Source organism: Stenotrophomonas maltophilia group sp. RY12688 (genome assembly GCF_052149045.1).
In the GTDB taxonomy this organism is placed as follows: domain Bacteria; phylum Pseudomonadota; class Gammaproteobacteria; order Xanthomonadales; family Xanthomonadaceae; genus Stenotrophomonas; species Stenotrophomonas sepilia.
On record NZ_CP197389.1, the window covers coordinates 4,009,170 to 4,027,035 of the forward strand.

At 66.6% G+C, this 17,866-nt stretch carries 15 protein-coding genes; 7 read left to right on the forward strand and 8 right to left on the reverse strand.

Translation table 11 applies throughout. From position 1 onward, the window contains the following. Positions 1 to 17: 17 nt before the first annotated feature. Positions 18 to 2,336, reverse strand: a complete 2,319-nt coding sequence (locus ACS0OT_RS18605; protein WP_139727885.1) for a TonB-dependent receptor — start codon at positions 2,334 to 2,336, stop codon at positions 18 to 20. Between the two features lie 300 nt (positions 2,337 to 2,636). On the opposite strand from ACS0OT_RS18605, the gene ACS0OT_RS18610 reads away from it, so the two are divergent. Further along, positions 2,637 to 3,170 carry a hypothetical protein gene (locus ACS0OT_RS18610; protein WP_235646039.1) on the forward strand — a complete coding sequence of 178 codons (534 nt, stop codon included), beginning with the start codon at positions 2,637 to 2,639 and terminating at the stop codon, positions 3,168 to 3,170. Between the two features lie 15 nt (positions 3,171 to 3,185). Here ACS0OT_RS18610 and yidA read toward each other — a convergent pair whose 3' ends face one another. Continuing rightward, positions 3,186 to 4,019 (reverse strand): sugar-phosphatase, encoded by an 834-nt coding sequence (gene yidA, locus ACS0OT_RS18615; protein ID WP_262220865.1) that lies wholly within the window; start codon positions 4,017 to 4,019, stop codon positions 3,186 to 3,188. A 149-nt stretch (positions 4,020 to 4,168) separates the two neighbouring features. Here yidA and ACS0OT_RS18620 point away from each other — a divergent pair, with 149 nt between their 5' ends. Next, positions 4,169 to 4,831 (forward strand): exopolysaccharide biosynthesis protein, encoded by a 663-nt coding sequence (locus ACS0OT_RS18620; protein WP_005420011.1) that lies wholly within the window; start codon positions 4,169 to 4,171, stop codon positions 4,829 to 4,831. A gap of 87 nt (positions 4,832 to 4,918) precedes the next feature. On the opposite strand, the gene ACS0OT_RS18625 is transcribed toward ACS0OT_RS18620, so the two are convergent. From ACS0OT_RS18625 to ACS0OT_RS18635, 3 genes are all read right to left on the reverse strand, one after another. Continuing rightward, entirely contained in the window at positions 4,919 to 6,229 is a 1,311-nt protein-coding gene (locus ACS0OT_RS18625) for a PQQ-dependent sugar dehydrogenase (RefSeq protein WP_442255927.1), read from the reverse strand. After that, complete coding sequence (locus tag ACS0OT_RS18630) at positions 6,222 to 6,662, reverse strand: DUF2231 domain-containing protein (protein ID WP_041863928.1); 441 nt, start codon at positions 6,660 to 6,662, stop codon at positions 6,222 to 6,224. The genes ACS0OT_RS18625 and ACS0OT_RS18630 overlap by 8 nt, the downstream gene beginning before the upstream one ends. Positions 6,663 to 6,770: 108 nt before the next feature. Further along, on the reverse strand, positions 6,771 to 7,181 hold the full coding sequence (locus tag ACS0OT_RS18635) for a hypothetical protein (protein ID WP_231112026.1): 411 nt from the start codon (positions 7,179 to 7,181) through the stop codon (positions 6,771 to 6,773). 251 nt (positions 7,182 to 7,432) lie between these two features. On the opposite strand from ACS0OT_RS18635, the gene ACS0OT_RS18640 reads away from it, so the two are divergent. Further along, positions 7,433 to 9,208 carry a S8 family serine peptidase gene (locus ACS0OT_RS18640; RefSeq protein ID WP_442255928.1) on the forward strand — a complete coding sequence of 592 codons (1,776 nt, stop codon included), beginning with the start codon at positions 7,433 to 7,435 and terminating at the stop codon, positions 9,206 to 9,208. After that, positions 9,208 to 9,792, forward strand: coding sequence for a DNA breaking-rejoining protein (locus ACS0OT_RS18645; protein WP_329953574.1), 585 nt, complete (start codon positions 9,208 to 9,210; stop codon positions 9,790 to 9,792). Before ACS0OT_RS18640 ends, ACS0OT_RS18645 begins: the two co-directional genes overlap by 1 nt. Before the next feature lie 102 nt (positions 9,793 to 9,894). Here the strand turns inward: ACS0OT_RS18645 and ACS0OT_RS18650 are convergent, their stop codons facing one another. Together ACS0OT_RS18650 and ACS0OT_RS18655 are read right to left on the reverse strand one after the other, a co-directional pair. Then, positions 9,895 to 11,196, reverse strand: coding sequence for an aminotransferase class V-fold PLP-dependent enzyme (locus ACS0OT_RS18650; RefSeq protein WP_329953573.1), 1,302 nt, complete (start codon positions 11,194 to 11,196; stop codon positions 9,895 to 9,897). Next, a complete protein-coding gene (locus ACS0OT_RS18655; protein ID WP_188248079.1) occupies positions 11,196 to 13,598 on the reverse strand; it encodes a TonB-dependent receptor plug domain-containing protein in 2,403 nt (800 codons plus the stop codon). Before ACS0OT_RS18655 ends, ACS0OT_RS18650 begins: the two co-directional genes overlap by 1 nt. Positions 13,599 to 13,798: 200 nt before the next feature. On the opposite strand from ACS0OT_RS18655, the gene ACS0OT_RS18660 reads away from it, so the two are divergent. The 3 genes from ACS0OT_RS18660 to ACS0OT_RS18670 are packed head-to-tail and all read left to right on the forward strand — an operon-like array spanning position 13,799 to position 16,445. Then, positions 13,799 to 14,626, forward strand: coding sequence for an AraC family transcriptional regulator (locus ACS0OT_RS18660; RefSeq protein WP_262220861.1), 828 nt, complete (start codon positions 13,799 to 13,801; stop codon positions 14,624 to 14,626). 13 nt (positions 14,627 to 14,639) lie between these two features. Continuing rightward, entirely contained in the window at positions 14,640 to 15,719 is a 1,080-nt protein-coding gene (locus ACS0OT_RS18665; protein WP_442255929.1) for an alpha/beta hydrolase family protein, read from the forward strand. 54 nt (positions 15,720 to 15,773) lie between these two features. Then, the gene (locus tag ACS0OT_RS18670; RefSeq protein WP_139727902.1) at positions 15,774 to 16,445 is read left to right on the forward strand and encodes a VOC family protein; all 672 of its coding nucleotides are present in this window, start codon (positions 15,774 to 15,776) and stop codon (positions 16,443 to 16,445) included. A 1-nt stretch (position 16,446) separates the two neighbouring features. On the opposite strand, the gene ACS0OT_RS18675 is transcribed toward ACS0OT_RS18670, so the two are convergent. Further along, a complete protein-coding gene (locus tag ACS0OT_RS18675; RefSeq protein WP_139728167.1) occupies positions 16,447 to 17,859 on the reverse strand; it encodes a TPM domain-containing protein in 1,413 nt (470 codons plus the stop codon). Between the last annotated feature and the right edge of the window lie 7 nt (positions 17,860 to 17,866).

Here is a 17,866-nt window from a genome sequence, read left to right on the forward strand (position 1 = left end):
ACCCCGCCCTCGTCGCCTCAGAACGCCATCGAGGTACTGAACATCAGCTGCCGTGGCGCGCTGCGCTGCAGGGTCTGGTAATCCCCCGAGAACGACGAGCCGGCGATGGTGGCGGTGCCGATGTTGTGGCGGTTGAACAGGTTGCTCACGTCCAGCCGCAGCTCCAGGCCGGGCACGGCGCTGTCCGCACCGAAGCGGTAAGCGGCGTAGGTGTTGACCTGCCAGAACGTGGGCACGCGGATGTCGTTCTCGTAGGTGAAGGGCTGGCGCAGGTACGAGGTGCTGGTTGCACCAAAGCGCCAGTCACCGAAGTGGGCGGACAGGTCGCTGACCAGCGAGATCTGCGGGTAGCCCGGCTGGGCGTTGCCCTTGATCGGGTACACCGTGTCATCCACCACGAAATCGCTGTCATAGTACGAACGGGCCACGGCCACGCCCTGGTAGAACTGCAGGTGGTCGGTCAGGTCGGCGGTGATGCCGAGGTCGGCACCGATCACGTGCATCTTCGGCATCAACCGCACGGTGTTGATCTGTGCGAACTGGGTGCCGATGGCAGCCGACAGCAGGCGGTTGCGGATGTCGTTGTAGAACACGTCGCCGGTGATCGTCAGCCGGTCGAAGCGGTGCGATGCACCCACGGTGAGGTTCCAGTTCTTTTCCGGACGCAGGGTACCCGCTACGCGGTCGAACTCTTCCTGGTCGGTGATGGTCCACGCCGAGGCGGTGTAACCGATGTTGCCGCGCTGAGCGACGCGATAGCCGTTCATGGTATTGGCCAGGTCGATGAAGGCATCGGTGGATTCGGTCGGGCTCCAGAACAGCGAGACATGCGGCAGGAAGTTGCTCTTCGCGCGCAGCGTGCCGTTCACCGGCCGGTCCTTGGCATCGCCGAGGCCGCCGCCGCGGGTGCGGAAGTCCACGGCCTTGAAACCAACGCCCAGCTTCAGCGTGTCGTTCAACACGATGTCGTCCTGCAGGTAGAACTGGCGCGAGCGGGTCACCCAGCTCGATGCGTTGTCGGTCTTGAACGCGGGACCATACACATCGAACGGGCCGGTGGCCTTCAGCGGCGGGCCCTCGCCCAGCAGTGGCTGCGGGTACCACTCGGTCTTGGCGGCGGCCTTGCTCTTCTCCTGCCAGAAGCCGGCGGTGAAGGTGTGCGCGCCGGTCTCGAACTGCAGGTTGACCATGCCACCCAGCCGGTTGAGGCGCGGTGTCTGCACCTGTTCGGAGAACGGCGCACCGTTGGGCGATGGCACGGTCGGGTCGGTCAGCGTGGCCTGGGTGTGGCTGTTGGCGTTGTACAGCTGCACGTTGCCACTCAGCGCCGGGGTGATCTGGAAGCGATGGTTGATCGATGACACGCGGTCGCGGGTGATCTGGCCGGTGTCGTACGGAATCAGTTCGGAAAGCTCGCCGCAGGTGTAGGCGCCGCAGGACTTGTCTGCATTCTCCGGCGAGGCCACGTACCACGCCCACGCATAATCGGGATAGAAGATGTCGGCCTTCCAGCCCAGTTTGCGGATCATGTCGAAGGAGATGTTGTTGTAGCCCCAGACCTTGGCCTTGCTGTCGGACAGGAACACGGTGACATCGCCCCAGGCGACGTCCTGCTGCAGCTTCAGGTCGCCGCGCAGGAAGTTCTGCGTGCCCTCGCCCTGGTACTTGTCGGCAGACACGCGCTGCAGGTCGACCAGTACTTTCGGGCCCTGCTCGCCGAGCTGGCCGCTCTGCCCGGATACGGTGGTGACCAACGTGCTGTTGCTGCCCACGCCCTGCTTCACGCGCAGGCTGGGCGTGTCCTGCAGGTCGCGCAGGCGGTATTCCAGGCTGCCGCCGTTGACGCTGCTGGAGAACACGCTGACCGGTGCGCCACCGGGGCTGACCGTGATCGCGCCGATGCCATCGGGCACGCCCACGTTCACCACGCTGGTGCCGGTAAGCGAGAGGAAGCCGTTGTCGTTCAGCGGCACGCCCTCGAAGGTGATGCCCATTTCATTCATGCGGAAGCCGCGCACGAACAGGCTGGTGGCCGAGATATCCAGGCCCAGCCCGTCGGTGGCGGTGTAGCTGGCGCCCGGCACCTGCTTGAGCATGGCCAAGCCGTTGTTGCCGGTGACCATCGCGTCGAGGTCTTCGGCCTTGATGATGTAGCGGTTGGGACCAACCACCTGGGTCGGTGCCACGGCCGCGCCACGCGGCGCGGCGATGACCTGCAGGGCATTGAGCGTGGTGGGCGTGTCGTGCGCGGCATCGTGCGTTTCTGCGGCGTACGCAGGGGCGGTGATGGCCGCGATGATCGCCAAGGCAAGGCGTGTCGTGGGTGGGGTGTTCATGGCAGCAGATCCAGGGTGCAGGGAGAGAGCGGCGCAGGCGCACGCCCAGCGCGTTGCAGCGCCGGTGTCGGCGCCCTGGCTGGCAGTGCGATTGCGTTGAGAGGGTGACGGCGCGGTGCGCGCCGGTCAGCAGACGAAGACGATCATCTGCCGCAGGATTCGATGGCGTGATTTCGACGTGCGAAATTCTTGCATCGCACTGGCGCATCCGCCATTGCGCCGTGGTACAGCGCGGCTATACGCAGGTATCGTCCTGTCCGGTATCTTCAGATACCCGATTCCGGATTGGCAGGAGCCTTGATGATCCGCTGGACCACCTGGAAAGTAATAGCCATCGTTTGCGTGACGCTGCTTTCGTGCATGGAAACTGCGCAATCGCACGACAGAGTTGAAGTGCGTTCCCCACAGCGTCTGGATGCCCTGATCGACGCGCTGGTCACCACGCCGTCGCCGATCAGCCCGGCCCAGTTGCATGAGCTGGGCATCATCGCGCCGTTTTCCTTTGAGAAGGATGCAGGACCGCGCATCTACCGGTCACAGCCGATGCTGACCGCCGATGGCTATGCCATCGACAATGTGGAGTATCGCGTGATACGCGGCAAGGACGATGACATCCGCCTCCTGTTCGTCACGTTCGTGGATACGCCATGCTTCCCACTGGAGCGGTTGGCTAAGCGTTACACCCTGCAGCCATTCATCTATCCACCCAGCCATGGTGCGCCATTGATCGCGCGGAACCACGAGCAGCACCATTCGCTCACCGTAGGAGCGCAGGAGATCATCGTCCGCAGCCAGCGCGATGCTCCGCACTGCGTGCTGGGCCTGAGGCGCTGAGCGCCGCTTGGCGCCTCAACGCAATACGTAGGTCTCAATGGCGCGCGCCACGCCGTCATCAGCATTGCTGCTGGTCTCGAACCGCGCCACCGCCTTCACCGCGTCGATGGCGTTACCCATCGCCACGCTGGTGCCGGCGTACTGCAGCATGGTCAGGTCGTTCTCCTGGTCACCGATGGCCATCACGTTGGCGCGGTCGATGCCCAGGTGCTCGGCCAGCTTCTGCAGGCTCGGTCCCTTGCCGGCGCGGTGGTCGAACACTTCCAGGAAGAACGGCGCGCTCTTCAGTACCGCGAAACGTTCGGTCAGCTCGCTGGGCAGGCGCGCGATGGCGGCATCCAGCACATCCGGCGCGTCGATCATCATCAACTTGATGAAGGACATCGACGGGTCCATGTCTTCCACGCGGCGATACGACAGCGGCATCCGCGAGAGATGCGAGTCGGCTACGGTGTAGTAGCTGATGTCCTGGTTGGGCGTGTACATGCGCTGGCTGTCCAGCGCCTGGAAGTGCACGCCGAGGTCGCGGGCCACCTGCTCGCAGAACAGGAAGTCGTCGAAGCTGAGCGGATATTCGACCACGGTTTCGCGCGTGCCGATCCGCTGCACCAGGCCGCCATTGCAGGCGATGCAGTAGTCGTCGTTGCCGGTGATGCCCAGCTCGTGCAGGTACGGCGCCAGGCCCGGAACCGGGCGGCCACTGGTCAGCACGATGTGCACGCCCAGCGCCCGCGCCTGCGCGATGGCCTTCCTGGCGCGGGAGGTGAGCTGGTGCGACGGGTCCAGCAGCGTGCCATCCATGTCGATGGCGACCAGTTCGATGGTCGATTGCCGGCGGCCCATGTCCATTGCGTTCAACTCGTGCGGGGCACGCCAGTTTACCCCCTCATGCCCGGTTCACCTCTTTGCCCACGTTGGCCGGGATACTGCGGGAGCCTGTGCGTCCCCCACCGCAGGACGGCCCCTTGACCGCCCTTCCCTGGAGAACCTTGCGACGCATGACCTACCGTGCCCCTGAAACCAATGACAGCGCGCCCCTGGCCCAGCAGATCGAGCAGATGATCGACGAACTGCCCGGCGACCAGGTGAGCGTCGGCACCCTGCTCAGCGCGCTGGGCGATGAGGGCCTGCTGCTGATCGTGATCCTGCTCTCGGCCATCTTCATCATTCCGGTGTCGATTCCCGGGCTGAGTACGGTGTTTGGCGCCTCGATCCTGCTGATCGGCCTGAGCCGGGTGCGCAACCGCCCGCTGTGGGTGCCACAGAAGCTGGCCCGCCGCGAGATCGCCACCGACAAGCTGAAGACCAACCTCGGCCGTGCGCTGAAATGGGTGCACCGCATGGAGCGGCTGTCGCGGCCGATGCGGCTGGCGGTGATGGTGCGCTCGAAGAAGATGATGCGCCTGAACAACCTGATGCTGGTGTTCGCGACCCTGCTGTTGATGGCGCCGGCCGGGCCGATACCCTTCAGCAACACGCTGCCGGCGCTGGCGCTGATGTCCTTCGCCATCGGTTTCATCCAGCGCGATGGCGCGGCGGTGGCGGCCGGTTATGGCTTCGTGGTGGCCACAGTGGTGTATTTCGGCGTGCTGCTGGGCGGCGTTGGGTTTGCTGCCGAGTCGGTGTTCAGCGGGTTCCGCAGCGGTACTGCGGAACTGTAGAGCCGAGCCCACGCTCGGCTGCTCTTCGACCTGTACGCGAAACCCCGCGCTGCGCGCGTAAGCCGAGCATGGTTCGGCTCTACAGAACTACCTGGCCGACACCCGCCACACCACGTCGCCCACGTCGTCGGCCACCAGCAGCGCGCCCTCGGCGTCCATGGCCATGCCCACCGGTGCGCCCATCAGGGTCTTCTCGTCCTTTGAGGCGAAGCCGCTCACCACGGTCTGCAGGCGCCCGGTCGGCTTGCCGTCCTTGAACGGTACATACACCACTTCGTAGCCGCTCAGCGGCGAGCGGTCCCAGCTGCCGTGCTCGCCGATGAAGGCGCCGCCGTGGTACTGCGCCGGCAGTGCCTGTCCGGTGTAGAACAACAGGCCCAGGGGTGCCACGTGCGAGCCGATGGCGTAGTCCGGCACGATTGCCTTGGCCACCAGGTCCGGTCGCTGCGGCTGCACGCGTTCGTCCACGTGCTGCCCGTAGTAGCTGTAAGGCCAGCCGTAGAAGCCATCTTCCTTCACCGAGGTGAGGTAGTCAGGCACCAGGTCGGCACCGATCTCGTCGCGTTCGTTTGCTACCGCCCACAGCTTCCCGGTACTCGGCTCCCAGTCCAGCCCGGTCGGGTTGCGGATGCCCGAGGCGTAGATGCGGCTGCCGCGGGTGGCCACGTCCACTTCCAGCACCACCGCACGGCGGTATTCGACGGCCAGGCCGTTCTCGGTGATGTTGCTGTTGGAGCCCACGCCCACATACAGCTTGCGGCCATCACGGCTGGCCAGCAGTTCCTTGGTCCAGTGGTGGTTGATGGTGCTGGGCAGGTCGGTGAACTCGCGGCCCTTGTCCGACATGCGAGTTTCGCCGGGCACGTAGTGGTACTGCATGATGTTGCCGGTGTTGGCCACGTACAGCGTGTCGCCGATCAGCTGGATGCCGAACGGCGAATGCAGGCCCTCGATGTAGACATGCTGGGTCCACGTGCTCGTTCCCGGCGTGCGGCGCAGCAGGGTGACCCGGTTCCCGCCCTTGCCGGCCTTGCCCGAGCGCGCTTTGATCTTGCCGGCAATCCACTGCTTGGGCGTGGTGACCGGTTCTTCGCCGGGGCCGTTGCCTTCCACCACCAGTACATCGCCATTGGGCAGGGTCAGCAGGCGCCGCGGATGCTGCAGGTTGGCGGCGATGCGCTCGATCTTCAGGCCCTCGGCCACCGTGGGGGTCTGCCCATCAGTCCAGCCGACGCCCTTGGGCACCTGCATCGGCGGCATCAGGAAGTTGGCCGGCTTGGGCAGCGGCGGCTGCGGGCCCGACTGGTCGGCGGGATGGTATTCAGCCTTGCCGGCGCAGGCCGACAGCATCACGGCCAGCGCCAGAGAGCCCACGGTGGGCAGGATGTGCTTAGCCATGACGACCTCCCTGCAGCACCGGCGGCTGCAGTGACAGCAGGATCAGGCCCAGGGCGATCAGGGCCACGGTCAACGCCGACAGGATCGTGCCCGGCACCGCAACGGCGTACGCATCGCGGCTGTGCACGAAGGCGTTCCAGATGGCCAGCACCACCGCGACCAGGTTGAGGAAGAAGTCGATGCGGTCGATGCGGGTGGCGGTGCCGTTGCGGCGCCAGACCGCGAAGAGGTTGATCAGGCGCGGCACGATGGCGATCAGCAGGCCGAAGGTGATCAGCCAGGCAGCGGCCTTGCCCCACATCACCTCGGCGCTGTTGAGATAGATCGCGTCGAAGATCAGTGCGCCGACGAAGAAGCCGAAAGGTATCGGGTTCAACAGGCTGAACAGCGTGGTGCCGAGGCCGCGATGGGCCTGGGCGAGCGGATTGACCATCATCGTGCTCCGTGCGGAAGGGTGCACGGGCTGTAGTAGCACAGCGCGATGTGAGGACGCGCGATGATGCCCCGGCGGGGCTGCCACACCCTCCGCGCAGGCACCGCGCTAAGTGGATTCGTCCTCGCGCACCTCGTGGAAGGGCAGCATCGTCTCGAAGCCGAATTCGTGTTCCATGCTGGTGCGGACCAGGCCGCCGATGGCGTAGCGGCTGGTGTTGGCGTGCACGTCTATGCCACCAGGCCGCCACTCGGTGCGCAGATGCAGCGTCTCTGCGCGTCGCATGACGATCCGTTCCTCCTGCAGCAGCGCGCGACGATGCTTCTTCATCAACAGGCGCAGCGGTTTCACCGTGGTGATGCCGAAGGCTGCCAGCTCGGGCAGCAACTCGCTGATATCGGCATCGTCGCCATAGTCGTGGCTGCGCGTATGCACGGACAGCACCACCTTGCGGATGACGGCAACCGAGAGCGGGGTCTGGTCCACGCGCGCACGGGCACGCTGGCGTGCCTTCTTCATGTGTGACTTCACCTGCATGCGATTACCCACGTTCCCCGTACCTCGAAGCAAGCACGCGATGATGGCGTGAAGGCATTCGAGTGCCCCGTCATAACTTGACGTACTAAGTGTTTGTGACGCAATTGGCACATTCGCACATTGCGGGTGTGAAGAGGTAGGGGGTTGTTCGTTGTGTCGCGTTTGGCTCGTTGCGATGGGGCAGTTCCGCCCCGCCGTCCTGCCATGCCGATTCACAACAGAAGGATTCGTGTATGAAGCGACACACGCAACGCACCGCGCCACCGCGCTCCGCGCGCCTGGCCCTCGCCACTGCCTTGGTACTGGGCAGCCTGGCCGTCACTGCCCAGGCCCAACAGGCCGATCCACTGGCGGCAATACAGTGGCACCTGCTCAACACCGGGCAGACGGTCCCGGCTGACACGCTGCCGGTGGCCGGCAACGATCTGAACGTAGACGGCCTGTTCCGCAATGGCATCCGTGGCCAGGGCGTCACCATCGGCATCGTCGATGATGGCCTGCAGATCGCGCATCCAGACCTGGCGGCCAACGTGGCGGCGGTGGCCGGCAAGAACTTCGCCAATGGTTCCAACAACCCGACGCCTTCCAATCCGGACGCCGACAACCACGGCACCATGGTCGGCGGCATCGCCGGTGCAGTGGGTGCCAACAACCTGGGTGTGCGCGGTGTGGCTCCGGCGGCAACGCTGAAAGGTTTCAACGTCCTGGCCTCCGACGCCCAGGGCAGCCAGCTGACCAACATCGAATACGCCTGGTGGGACGGTGCCGAGTCGGCCGACGTGCAGGTCTTCAACAACAGCTGGGGCGCAGGCCCGGGTAACCCGAACCTGCCGCTGGCCTTCAGCCAGAATGACGTCAGCTCCTACGAACAGGCGCTGTCGGGTACCCGTGGTGGCCGAGGCGGCATCTACGTGAAGTCGGCGGGCAACAACTTCAACAATGCCTCGATCAGCCGCACCCAGGATGTCTGCACCGCCGACACCAAGAACCGCGGCACTGGCTGCGTGCCGGCCGGCCGCGACCCGCGCAACAACCTGTTCAACGTGATCACGGTGGGCGCGGTGCGTGCCGATGGCGTGCGCTCGTCGTACTCGTCCACCGGCTCGGCGCTGTGGGTGTCGGCGTTTGGCGGCGAGTATGGCCTGCAGGCGCAGTATGCACCGGGACTGGTGGCACGCGCCTACGATCCGGCGATCGTCACCACTGACGTGACCGGTTGCGCACAGGGCAGCAATACCAATGCCAGCCGCGAGAACTCCCTGGACAGCAACCTGTCGACGATCGACAGCACCTGCAACTACACCGCCAAGATGAACGGAACGTCGGCTTCGGCGCCGATGGTTTCCGGCGTGGCGGCACTGGTGCTGGAAGCCAATCCGAACCTGTCCTATCGCGATGTGAAGTACATCCTGGCCACTACCGCCACGCGCAACCACCCGAACCAGCCGGCGGTGACGCTGCCTGATGGCCGCACCCTGGTGCCGGGCTGGACCGTCAACGCCGCCAACCGTGCTTTCAGCAACTGGTACGGCTTCGGCGTGGTCAACGCTGCACGCGCAGTGCAGGTGGCCGAGACCTTCCAGCCGCTGGGTGCGCTGGTGGATACCGGCTGGCGCAACACCACGCGCCGCGTAGCCATCGGCAATACCTCGGCCGCCGCTGCACGCCTGACCGTGCAGGTGGCCAACGGTGCGCGCAATGTCGAGTCGGTACAGCTCGGCTTCCGCGTCAGCCACACCAATACCCGCCAGCTGCAGTTCGTGCTGGTGTCGCCCAGTGGCACCCGCAGCGTGGTGCAGCCAGCGTTCACCTCGATCGGCTCGGGCCTGCAGGGCACGGTGGCGATCCAGCGCAACTTCACCAACTGGGACCTGCTGTCCAGCAATGCCTTCCTGGATGAAACCGGCAATGGCACATGGACACTGGAAGTGACCGACATGGGGCAGGCCGCGAACGCTGCATCGCGTGGCAACCTCGAATTCTTCAAGATCCGCGTTCTGGGGCACTGATGATGAAGACGACCATTCTGTTGAGCACCCTCGCCTTCGCGGCGATGACATTCCCCGCCTGGGCACAGAGTTCTGGCCCGGCCCCCGCGGCCAGGACCTTGTCGACCGTGGACGCACAGGAACTGAAAGCCGCCGCCACTGGCCGCGCGTTCGATGTAGGCGGCACGCGCTTCCAGCTGGCCCCGACGGCCACCGTGCAGCAGGTCAAGGGCGGCCGGTTCCGGATCACCCAGAGCACCGACGCCACCGGCACCCGCAGCAAGCGCTCCACCGATGCCAGCAGCACCGGCACCGCGGCGCGCCTGGACGCCGGCGCCAGCAAGTTCGCCGCCGCCGTATCCAACGACGGTGCACCGGTGGTGGCGACCTCGCGGGTCAAGGTGTTCTTCACCGACGCGGCCTCGGCCCAGCGCGCGGCCACCGCCACCGGTGGCACCGTGGTGAAGGTATCCAGGGCTTCGGGCCGTGCGATTGTCGAGTACCCCTCGGTGAACGCGGCCCTGGATGCGACCACCCGACTGCTGTCGACCGCCGGGATCCGGGCGGCCGAGCCGGATGTGGTGCAGTGGGAAGAAACCAAGTAAGGCGTTGAGTGGTGCCCCCGGCCGGCTGGCTCTCCTGGCCGGCCGGGGAATTGGTGTCTATCGCGTGTCGACCGAGGTCGGCCCGTACCAGATCGACAGAGGTCAGGCCAACGCCGCCAGCGCCTGCACCAGCGCATCCATCTGCTGCGGCCGGGTGAACACCGACGGCGTCACCCGCACGCAGGCGCCGGAGTCCAACCCGTCGCGATGCGTGGTGAACACGCGATACTCATCCAGCAGGCGCTTCTGCAGCGCGATGTTGTCAGCCACGCTGGTGCGCCCGCGTAGACGGAAGCTGGCCAATGCGCTGGCCAACGCCGGATCAGGCGACGACAGCACTTCGATATGCGCCATCTGCCGCGCAGGCACGGTCCAGCGCTCGCGCAGGTAGCGCAGGCGCGCCTGCTTGTTGGCTGCGCCGATGCGCTGGTGCAGCGCGATCGCTTCCGGCAGCGCCAGGTAAGCGGCGAAGTTGACCGTACCGGTGTGCACACGGCTGCCCACGCGGCCATCGTCGGTCTCGCCCATGTACGGGTCCAGGTCCGCAACGCGGCCCTTGCGCACATACATCGCGCCGACGCCGACCGGCGCACCGATCCACTTATGCAGGTTGATGCCGACGAAATCAGACTTCAGCTGCGGCACCGCGTAGTCGATCTGGCCAAACCCGTGTGCTGCATCAACGATCACGTCGATGCCGCGTGCGCGCGCACGTTCAGCGATTTCGGCCACCGGCAGCACCAGCCCATGGCGATGGCTGACCTGGGTCAGCAGCACCAGTTTCAGGCGTGGCAGCCGCGCGAACGCGGCCTCGTAGGCCTGCAGGATCTGCGCATGGTCGGGCACGGCCGGCAGCGCGATGCGCTCGACCTGCACGCCGCGGCGCTGCTGCAGCCAGCGCATCGCGCCGATCATGCTGTCGTAGTCGATGTCGGCGTACAGCACCTGGTCGCCAGGCTGCAGGCGGTTGTAGCCGCCGATCAGCGCCAGCATCGCCTCGGTGGCACCGCGGGTGAGTGCGATCTCGTCGGCGCCCACGCCCAGCAGTTCGGCCACCTGCCGCTGCACCGCCATGTACTGCGCCGGGAACTCACGGCGGCCATACCAGGCATTGCCTCGGTTCACTTCCGCGGTGTGGCGCTGGTAGCTGGCCAGCGTCTGGCGGCCCATCGCGCCCCAGTAGCCGTTCTCCAGATGGTTCACTTCGTCGGTGACATCGAAGTGGCTGGCCACGGCGGCCCAGTAGTTTTCATCGCGGGCCAGCACGTCCGGCGCCACGGTCGTTGCGGGAATCTGCATGGACGCAGCGTAACGCGTGGCAGCCATGGCCGGCAGTGAAGAAAGTGCGGCTGCGGCCGGCAGCAAGGTGCCGGCACGCAACAGGGAACGGCGGGCCGGGTCCATCAGAAGCTCAGCCGGTACTGCGCGTACAGATTGGCACCGTCGGTGTCATAGGGCGCGTTGCGCGAGTAGACCAGGCCGCGGCTGGCCTGGAAGGTGGCTTCGTCCGGATAGCGGTCGAATACGTTGTCGGCCCCCACACGCAGGCTGTGATGTTCGTTGATGCGATAGCCGACGGCCAGGTCGAGGAAGCTCATCGCGCCGAAGCGCTGGTAGATATCGCCCACTGCATTGCCGCTGGAATCGGTCCAGGCGCCGTAGTAGCGCATGCGTGCCATCAGCGACCAGGCGCCGATGTCCCAGCTTCCGGTCAGGCTGCCCTTGTGCTCGGGCAGGCGATCCTCGAACAGCACGCGCTGGGTCTCGTTGGTGGCCACCGAGGTGCTGCCATTGTCCACGCGGGTGCGGTTGTAGTTGTAGGCCAGGGTCAGCGTCATGCGGCCGGCGCCGAGGTCGCGCAGGTAGTTGCCGACCACGTCCACCCCGGTGGTGGTGGTATCGAAGTCGTTGGTGAAATAGTTCACCGAGGTATAGCCCAGCGGATTGGGCGTACCGGCCGGAATGGCGAAACTGGCCGACTGGCTGAAGCGGTCGCTGAGCTTGATCTGGTAGACATCCACCGAGCCGGACAGGCCCAGGTCGGTGCGCCAGGTCAGGCCCAGCGACGCGGTCCGCGATTCTTCCGGCTTCAGCGGCCTGGCGCCGAGCAGCTGCGCCAGCGGATCGTTCGGCGACAGGCGGCCACTGGTGAAGATCTGCAGCGTGCGCGTATCCAACCCCTGGGTGGTGCTGGTGGTGTTGAGCTGCGCCGGCGTCGGTGCACGGAAGCCGCTGGACACGGTGCCGCGCAGGGCCACGTCCGGGGTGATCGCGAAGCGCGCCGAGAGCTTGCCGTCCAGCGTGCTGCCGAAGCTGGAGAAGTCCTCGTAGCGGCTGGCCGCACCGATGCTCCAGCGCTCGCCCAGCGGCACTTCCATGTCCACGTAGGCGGCCCTGCTGCGCTGGCTCCACTGCCCGGCCTGGCTGGCCGAGAAGCCGGGCGCGCCATTGGAATTTGCCTCCAGGCCTGCAGCCGCGCCAGGACCCACGGCGTACGAGGCGGGGTCACCGGCACGCACCTGATAGGTCTCCTGGCGGAACTCGCCACCGAAGGCGACGTTGACCGGCTGGGACAGCGCGGCCACGTCCCACTCGTAGTTGAAGTCTGCGTTGGCGTTCTTCTCGGTCTGGGTCAGGCGGCCAAGATCGAACGCGGTCGGGCTGGCCGGGCCGAGCGAGGCATTGATCGAGTTCTTCAAGCTGTAGTCGATGGCGTTGCGGCCATACGAGGCGCTGACATCCCAGCGCAGCTTGGGCGTGATCTCGCCGCGCAGGCCACCGACCAGCTGCAGGTCGTTCTGGACGTTGCCGTACTGCGGGCTGAAGCCGACCGGATACAGCGAGCGCAGGTTCCAGCCCGGGAAGATGGCGGTGGTGCGGTACGCACCGGTGGTAGTGTCCGGATTGCGCCAGTTGAAATCACTGACGCCATCGCTGTGGCTGTACAGGCCGAAGGCATAGAACTCCAGCGTCTCGCTGGCATTGGCCTTCACGTTGAAGCCGACGCGGCGGCTTTCCAGCTCCGGCTGGCCCCAGCGCTGCACCGGATTGGGCACGTCCAGCTCCGGATGTGCAGCCTGGAAGGTGATCGCGTCCGGGCGCTGGCGCGTGCGCGAGGTAGCGTCGGAGTTGGACGATTCGGCGAACAGCACCAGGCTGCCATAGTCGCCCAGCGACCAGCCGGTGCGCGCACTGAAATCGCGCGAGGCACCGTCGCCCTGCGCGTACTGCGAATAGCCGGCGGTGATCTCGCTACCCGGGCCATCCTCGAGGATGATGTTGATGACACCGGCGATGGCATCCGAGCCGTACTGCGCCGACGCACCATCGCGCAGCACTTCGATGCGCTTGATCGCACTGGTGGGAATCTGTGCCAGATCAGCGGCCTGCGCACCGCGGTTGCCGAGCAGCGCGCTGCGATGGAAGCGGCGACCGTTGACCAGCACCAGGGTCTGGTCCGGCGACAGGCCACGCAGCGTGGCCGGACGCACGAACACCTGGCCGTCCGCCATCGGCAGGCGCTGCACCACGAACGACGGCACCAGCTGGGCCAGCACGTCCTTCAGGTCGGTGGATTCGACAGACGTGATGTCTTCCTTGCTGAACACGTCCACCGGCGCCAGCGTTTCGAACTGGGTGCGGTTGGACGCGCGGGTACCGGTGACCAGCATCGCGTCGAGCTGGGTGGGCGCGGCGCGGCTGCCGCCGGCGGCATCGACCGCATCGGCTTCCGCTGCGATCGCGCCTCCTGCGCTGGCCATGGAAAGGGCAAGGAGGATGGAACGCGAAAGCTTCGAACGATGCACGGCAGGGCTCCGGGAGGACGCGACAGGGCCAGCACCTGTGCGCACACAACAGGCCTGGACAAGGCGCGCAGTCTCGGCGCGATGTGTGAAGGAGGCATGACGTCAGTACGACAGCTTGAATCCGCACAGGCGCAAGAACTGCTAAACGCCGCGCCTGCCGATCCGCTACTGTGCCGGCATTGGATCCGGGGAACGGCAGGATGAGCGCGACAGGCAAGGCATTGTGGTACATCGAAACCCACGCGGACCGGCCACTGGCGCTGGCCGACATTGCCGCTGCGGCGGGCCTGTCGCCATTCCATCTGTCGCGCCTGTTCCAGGCCCGCACCGGCACCTCGGTGGTGCGCTACCTGCGCGGGCGCCGCCTGACCGCTGCCGCGCAGCAGTTGGCCAGCGGCGCCGGCGACATCCTGCAGGTGGCGCTGGGTGCCGGCTATACCACCCATGCCGCCTTCACGCGTGCCTTCAGCGAACAGTTCGGACAGACGCCGGAGCGCGTACGCGAACAGGGCACCGATGGGCTGGCGCTGGTGCAGGCGATCCGCATGGACGAGGCCCCGTCCGCCTGCATTGAAGCCCCCCGCCTGCTCGAGACGCCCGCGTTCCAGGTGGCCGGCATCGGCGTGCGGCATACCCGCGACAGTGGCGGCGCGATTCCCGGCCAGTGGGCGCAACTCAACCGCGAATGGCCGATGCCGGCGCCGATCAGCTTCGGCGTGTGCTGCAACAGTGATGACAAGGGTGGCTTCGATTACATCGCGGCACTGCCGGTAAGCACGGTGCCGAGCGTGCCTGCGCACTGGCAACGCGTGGACATCCCGGCGCGCCGCTACCTGGTGGCCTGGCACAGCGGGCACATCTCGGCCATCCGCTCGACCTGGTTCTGGTTGCTGGATCATTATCTTCCTGCTTCCAACCTGAGCCTTGCCGATGCGCCGGATCTGGAGCGGTACGACGCCCGGTTCGACGAGCACACCGGCCAGGGCGGCGTGGAAATCTGGCTGCCCGTCGACGACCGTCCCCACTGACAAGGAGTTGAAGATGCGCATGACCGCTGCTGTGCTGGGAGCGATGCTGATGGCGTTCACAAGCACCGGCGCCGCTCGCGAAAGCGGGGTGTCCGGCGAGCGCCACGGCACAACGACGCTGGCCAGCGCCGCCGTGCGCGACGCAGAGCGCCGCGACGCCTTGCGCTACACGGTCTGGTATCCGGCACCTGCAGGCAGCCGGGAGACCGTGCTGACCATCGGTCCACCCGACGCGCCGCTGTTCGAGGTCGGCCGGTCGTCCAGGGATGCGCCGGTCGCCGGTGATCGCCTGCCGACCTTGCTGTTCTCCCATGGCAACGGCGGCAGCGCGCGCATGATGGGCTGGCTGGGCACCGCGTTGGCGCAGGCAGGCTATCTGGTGATCGCAGTCGATCATCCGGGCAACAACGGCGTTGACAGCATGACCCTGCCCGGCAGCGTACTGACCTGGCTGCGCGCCGATGACCTGCGTGCCGCACTGGCGGCTGTGCAGGCCGATCCGGTGCTGGGCCCGCATGTCGATCCTGAGCGCCTGGGGGTCGCCGGATTCTCGGCCGGCGGCTACACCGCACTGGTGGCGGCCGGTGCGCGACCGGACCTGCAGCGACTGCTGGCCTTCTGCACGGCGCATCCGGATGACGGCGTCTGCCGGCCCCAGCAGGAAGCGGCCACGCACACGATGGAGGCGCGTGTTGCCGCTGCGGCGTCGCCCGAGCTGTCGCCGTGGATGTCCCACGCCAACGACGCGCGCGCCATTCCCGGCGTGCGCGCGGTGTTCCTGCTGGCACCGGCAATCGTGCAGGCCTTTGCGCCCGAGCAGCTCTCCTCGCTGAAACAGCCGGTGGCGATCGTGCTGGGCGAGGCTGACACGGTTGCGCCACCGCAGAGCAATGGCGAAGCTGCGCGTGCGGTGATTGCGGGCGCTGCACTGCAGGTACTGCCCGGCGTCGGCCATTACGATTTCCTCGCCGCATGCACCCCGACCGGACAGCGGCGGCTGCAGGACCTGTGCAGGACGTCGGTGCCGAAGGCGCAGACCCACGCGCAGGCAGTGGACGCCGCAATACGATTCTTCAACCAGTCACTGCGCTAGTGGCCGCCGGGCAGTCCCCAGCGCTACAGTGAGCGCGTCCATGGAGAATCGGTCATGCGCCTGCTTCACCTCACCCTGCCGGTGTCCGACGTCGCCACCGTCGCCGCGTATTTCCACGATGTGCTGCAGCAGCGCGTGGTCGGCAACCATGTGCACATCGGCTGGAGCACGATCGAACTGCAGGCGGCGGGTGATCACCCCATCGGTGGCGTGCACCTGGCCTTCAACGTACCGGACAACCGCTTCAGCGAGGCGATGGCCTGGTTGCGCGAACGTACCCCGCTGCAACGTAATCCTGAGGGCCTGGATTACTTTGCGCTGGAGAGCAGCTGGCAGTCGCAGTCGGTGTACTTCACCGGTCCCGACGGCCTGATCCTCGAGTTGATCGGCCGGCGCCGTCTGCCAGTCAGCACGCGCGCAGGCGCTTTCCATGGCAGCGAGCTGACCTGCCTGAGCGAGGTTGGCCTGCCCAGCCACGATGTCGATGCGGTGCGCGAACAGTCCAGCCAGCGCTTCGGCCTGCAGCCGATCAGCCCGCCTTCGCCGCAGTTCGCACCGGTGGGCGACGACGAGGGCCTGCTGATCATCGTCGCCGCCGACCGTCGTTGGTTCCCCGAGCAGAAAGACCTGCCCAATGCGCAGGGCGTGCAGCTGCAGATGGGTGATGTGAGCGGCAGCGGCGAGCTGCGCGATGCGACGCTGGGCTGGCGGGTGTGGGCGGCCTGAGCTACCAGCTGCCCGAAGCGCCGCCACCGCCGCTGCGACCACCGCCACCGGACCAGCCGCCGGAACTGCTCGAGGACGAACTCGACGACGAGGTGCTGGACGAGGAACGGTAGCCTTGGGACGACCTTTGTCCGCTGCGTGCTTTTTCGCCGGGCAGCAGGGTGAACACCCAGATGAAGTACAGGAACAGCGTGCTTGCGCAGGACACGATCGTCGCCAAAACGCGTGCGTTCTCGTCGCCGGCCCGGTCGATGGCCAGCAGCGCGCCCAGCGCATAGCCGCCGGTCAACAGCACCAGCACCACCAGGCGCACGGCGAAGCTGTTGCGGTTCTTCCGCCAGCGCGCGCGGCCGGCCTGCACCAGGAAGAACACCAGCATGGCGGCAATGGCGACCGCCAGGTTCAGCAACGTGTGCAGGGCAAGGCTGGGCGGCAACTGACCACGGACCAGCATCACCATGAAGAAACCGATACTGACGGCCAACATGCCGGACAGCACGATGCGCACACCACGGCTGCGACGCCAGCACCACCCCAGCAGCGCCGCCACCGGTACGGCCGGTAACAGCACGAAGAACAGCGCAGGCAGCACATGCCGCGGCAGCAGCAGCGTCGCCGAAACCAACCCAGCGGCCATCACCGCCGTTACCAGCAACGGCCTGCCCCAGGCAGGCAAGGTCGGCCAATTCGGCCTGGGCACTGCCGCATTGGCTGCCAGTGCCTTGCGCCGCCGCTCACGGCGTTTACCGCTGGACTCGGCCTCGGTCCTGATGGCCAGCAGGCGCGGCGGTGATCGCCACAGACCGGCCAGGAACCCCACCAGCAACGTCAGGGCAACGACCGAATCCCCTGTACGCCAATCCGCTGGCAACAGGTTGCGTGCGGATGAATCCTGCTCGGGCGGCAGCGGCTCGCCATCGATCAGCGCCACCAGCACCTTGCTGCCGTCCAGCATGCCCCGGTCCAGGTCTCCTTCGCGCAGGCGCGGCACGATCGCTTTGTCGATGATGCGCGCGGCATAGGCATCGGGAATGGTGCCTTCCAGGCCATAGCCGGTCTGGATGCGTACGCGCCTGTCCTGCACCGCCACCAGCAGCAACACCCCGTCATCGACACCGGCGCGGCCCAGCTGCCACTGGTCGAAGACACGCTGTGCATAGGCTTCGATGCCGTCATCGCCAACACTGGGCACCACCAGCACCTGCAGTTGCGCGCCTTTGCGTGCCTGCAGCTGCAATGCCTGCTCGCGCAGCGTGGCGCGGGTGCTGGCGGACAGTGCGTTGGCGGTGTCCACCACCGGGTCGTCCAGTGCCGGAATCGGGGCCGCCGCCAGCACTGGCAGCGGCAGCAGGCAGAGCAGCAGTGCCAGCCCTACCCACTGCCATGCGTTGCGCCACGGCAGCACCCGGCTCATGTGGACG

Bases quoted from the DNA above. Each gene is read 5' to 3' on its own strand.
- ACS0OT_RS18605 (WP_139727885.1), bottom strand. From the start codon at position 2,336: ATGAACACCCCACCCACGACACGCCTTGCCTTGGCGATCATCGCGGCC.
- ACS0OT_RS18610 (WP_235646039.1), top strand. From the start codon at position 2,637: ATGATCCGCTGGACCACCTGGAAAGTAATAGCCATCGTTTGCGTGACG.
- yidA (WP_262220865.1), bottom strand. From the start codon at position 4,019: ATGGACATGGGCCGCCGGCAATCGACCATCGAACTGGTCGCCATCGAC.
- ACS0OT_RS18620 (WP_005420011.1), top strand. From the start codon at position 4,169: ATGACCTACCGTGCCCCTGAAACCAATGACAGCGCGCCCCTGGCCCAG.
- ACS0OT_RS18625 (WP_442255927.1), bottom strand. From the start codon at position 6,229: ATGGCTAAGCACATCCTGCCCACCGTGGGCTCTCTGGCGCTGGCCGTG.
- ACS0OT_RS18630 (WP_041863928.1), bottom strand. From the start codon at position 6,662: ATGGTCAATCCGCTCGCCCAGGCCCATCGCGGCCTCGGCACCACGCTG.
- ACS0OT_RS18635 (WP_231112026.1), bottom strand. From the start codon at position 7,181: ATGAAGAAGGCACGCCAGCGTGCCCGTGCGCGCGTGGACCAGACCCCG.
- ACS0OT_RS18640 (WP_442255928.1), top strand. From the start codon at position 7,433: ATGAAGCGACACACGCAACGCACCGCGCCACCGCGCTCCGCGCGCCTG.
- ACS0OT_RS18645 (WP_329953574.1), top strand. From the start codon at position 9,208: ATGATGAAGACGACCATTCTGTTGAGCACCCTCGCCTTCGCGGCGATG.
- ACS0OT_RS18650 (WP_329953573.1), bottom strand. From the start codon at position 11,196: ATGGACCCGGCCCGCCGTTCCCTGTTGCGTGCCGGCACCTTGCTGCCG.
- ACS0OT_RS18660 (WP_262220861.1), top strand. From the start codon at position 13,799: ATGAGCGCGACAGGCAAGGCATTGTGGTACATCGAAACCCACGCGGAC.
- ACS0OT_RS18665 (WP_442255929.1), top strand. From the start codon at position 14,640: ATGCGCATGACCGCTGCTGTGCTGGGAGCGATGCTGATGGCGTTCACA.
- ACS0OT_RS18670 (WP_139727902.1), top strand. From the start codon at position 15,774: ATGCGCCTGCTTCACCTCACCCTGCCGGTGTCCGACGTCGCCACCGTC.
- ACS0OT_RS18675 (WP_139728167.1), bottom strand. From the start codon at position 17,859: ATGAGCCGGGTGCTGCCGTGGCGCAACGCATGGCAGTGGGTAGGGCTG.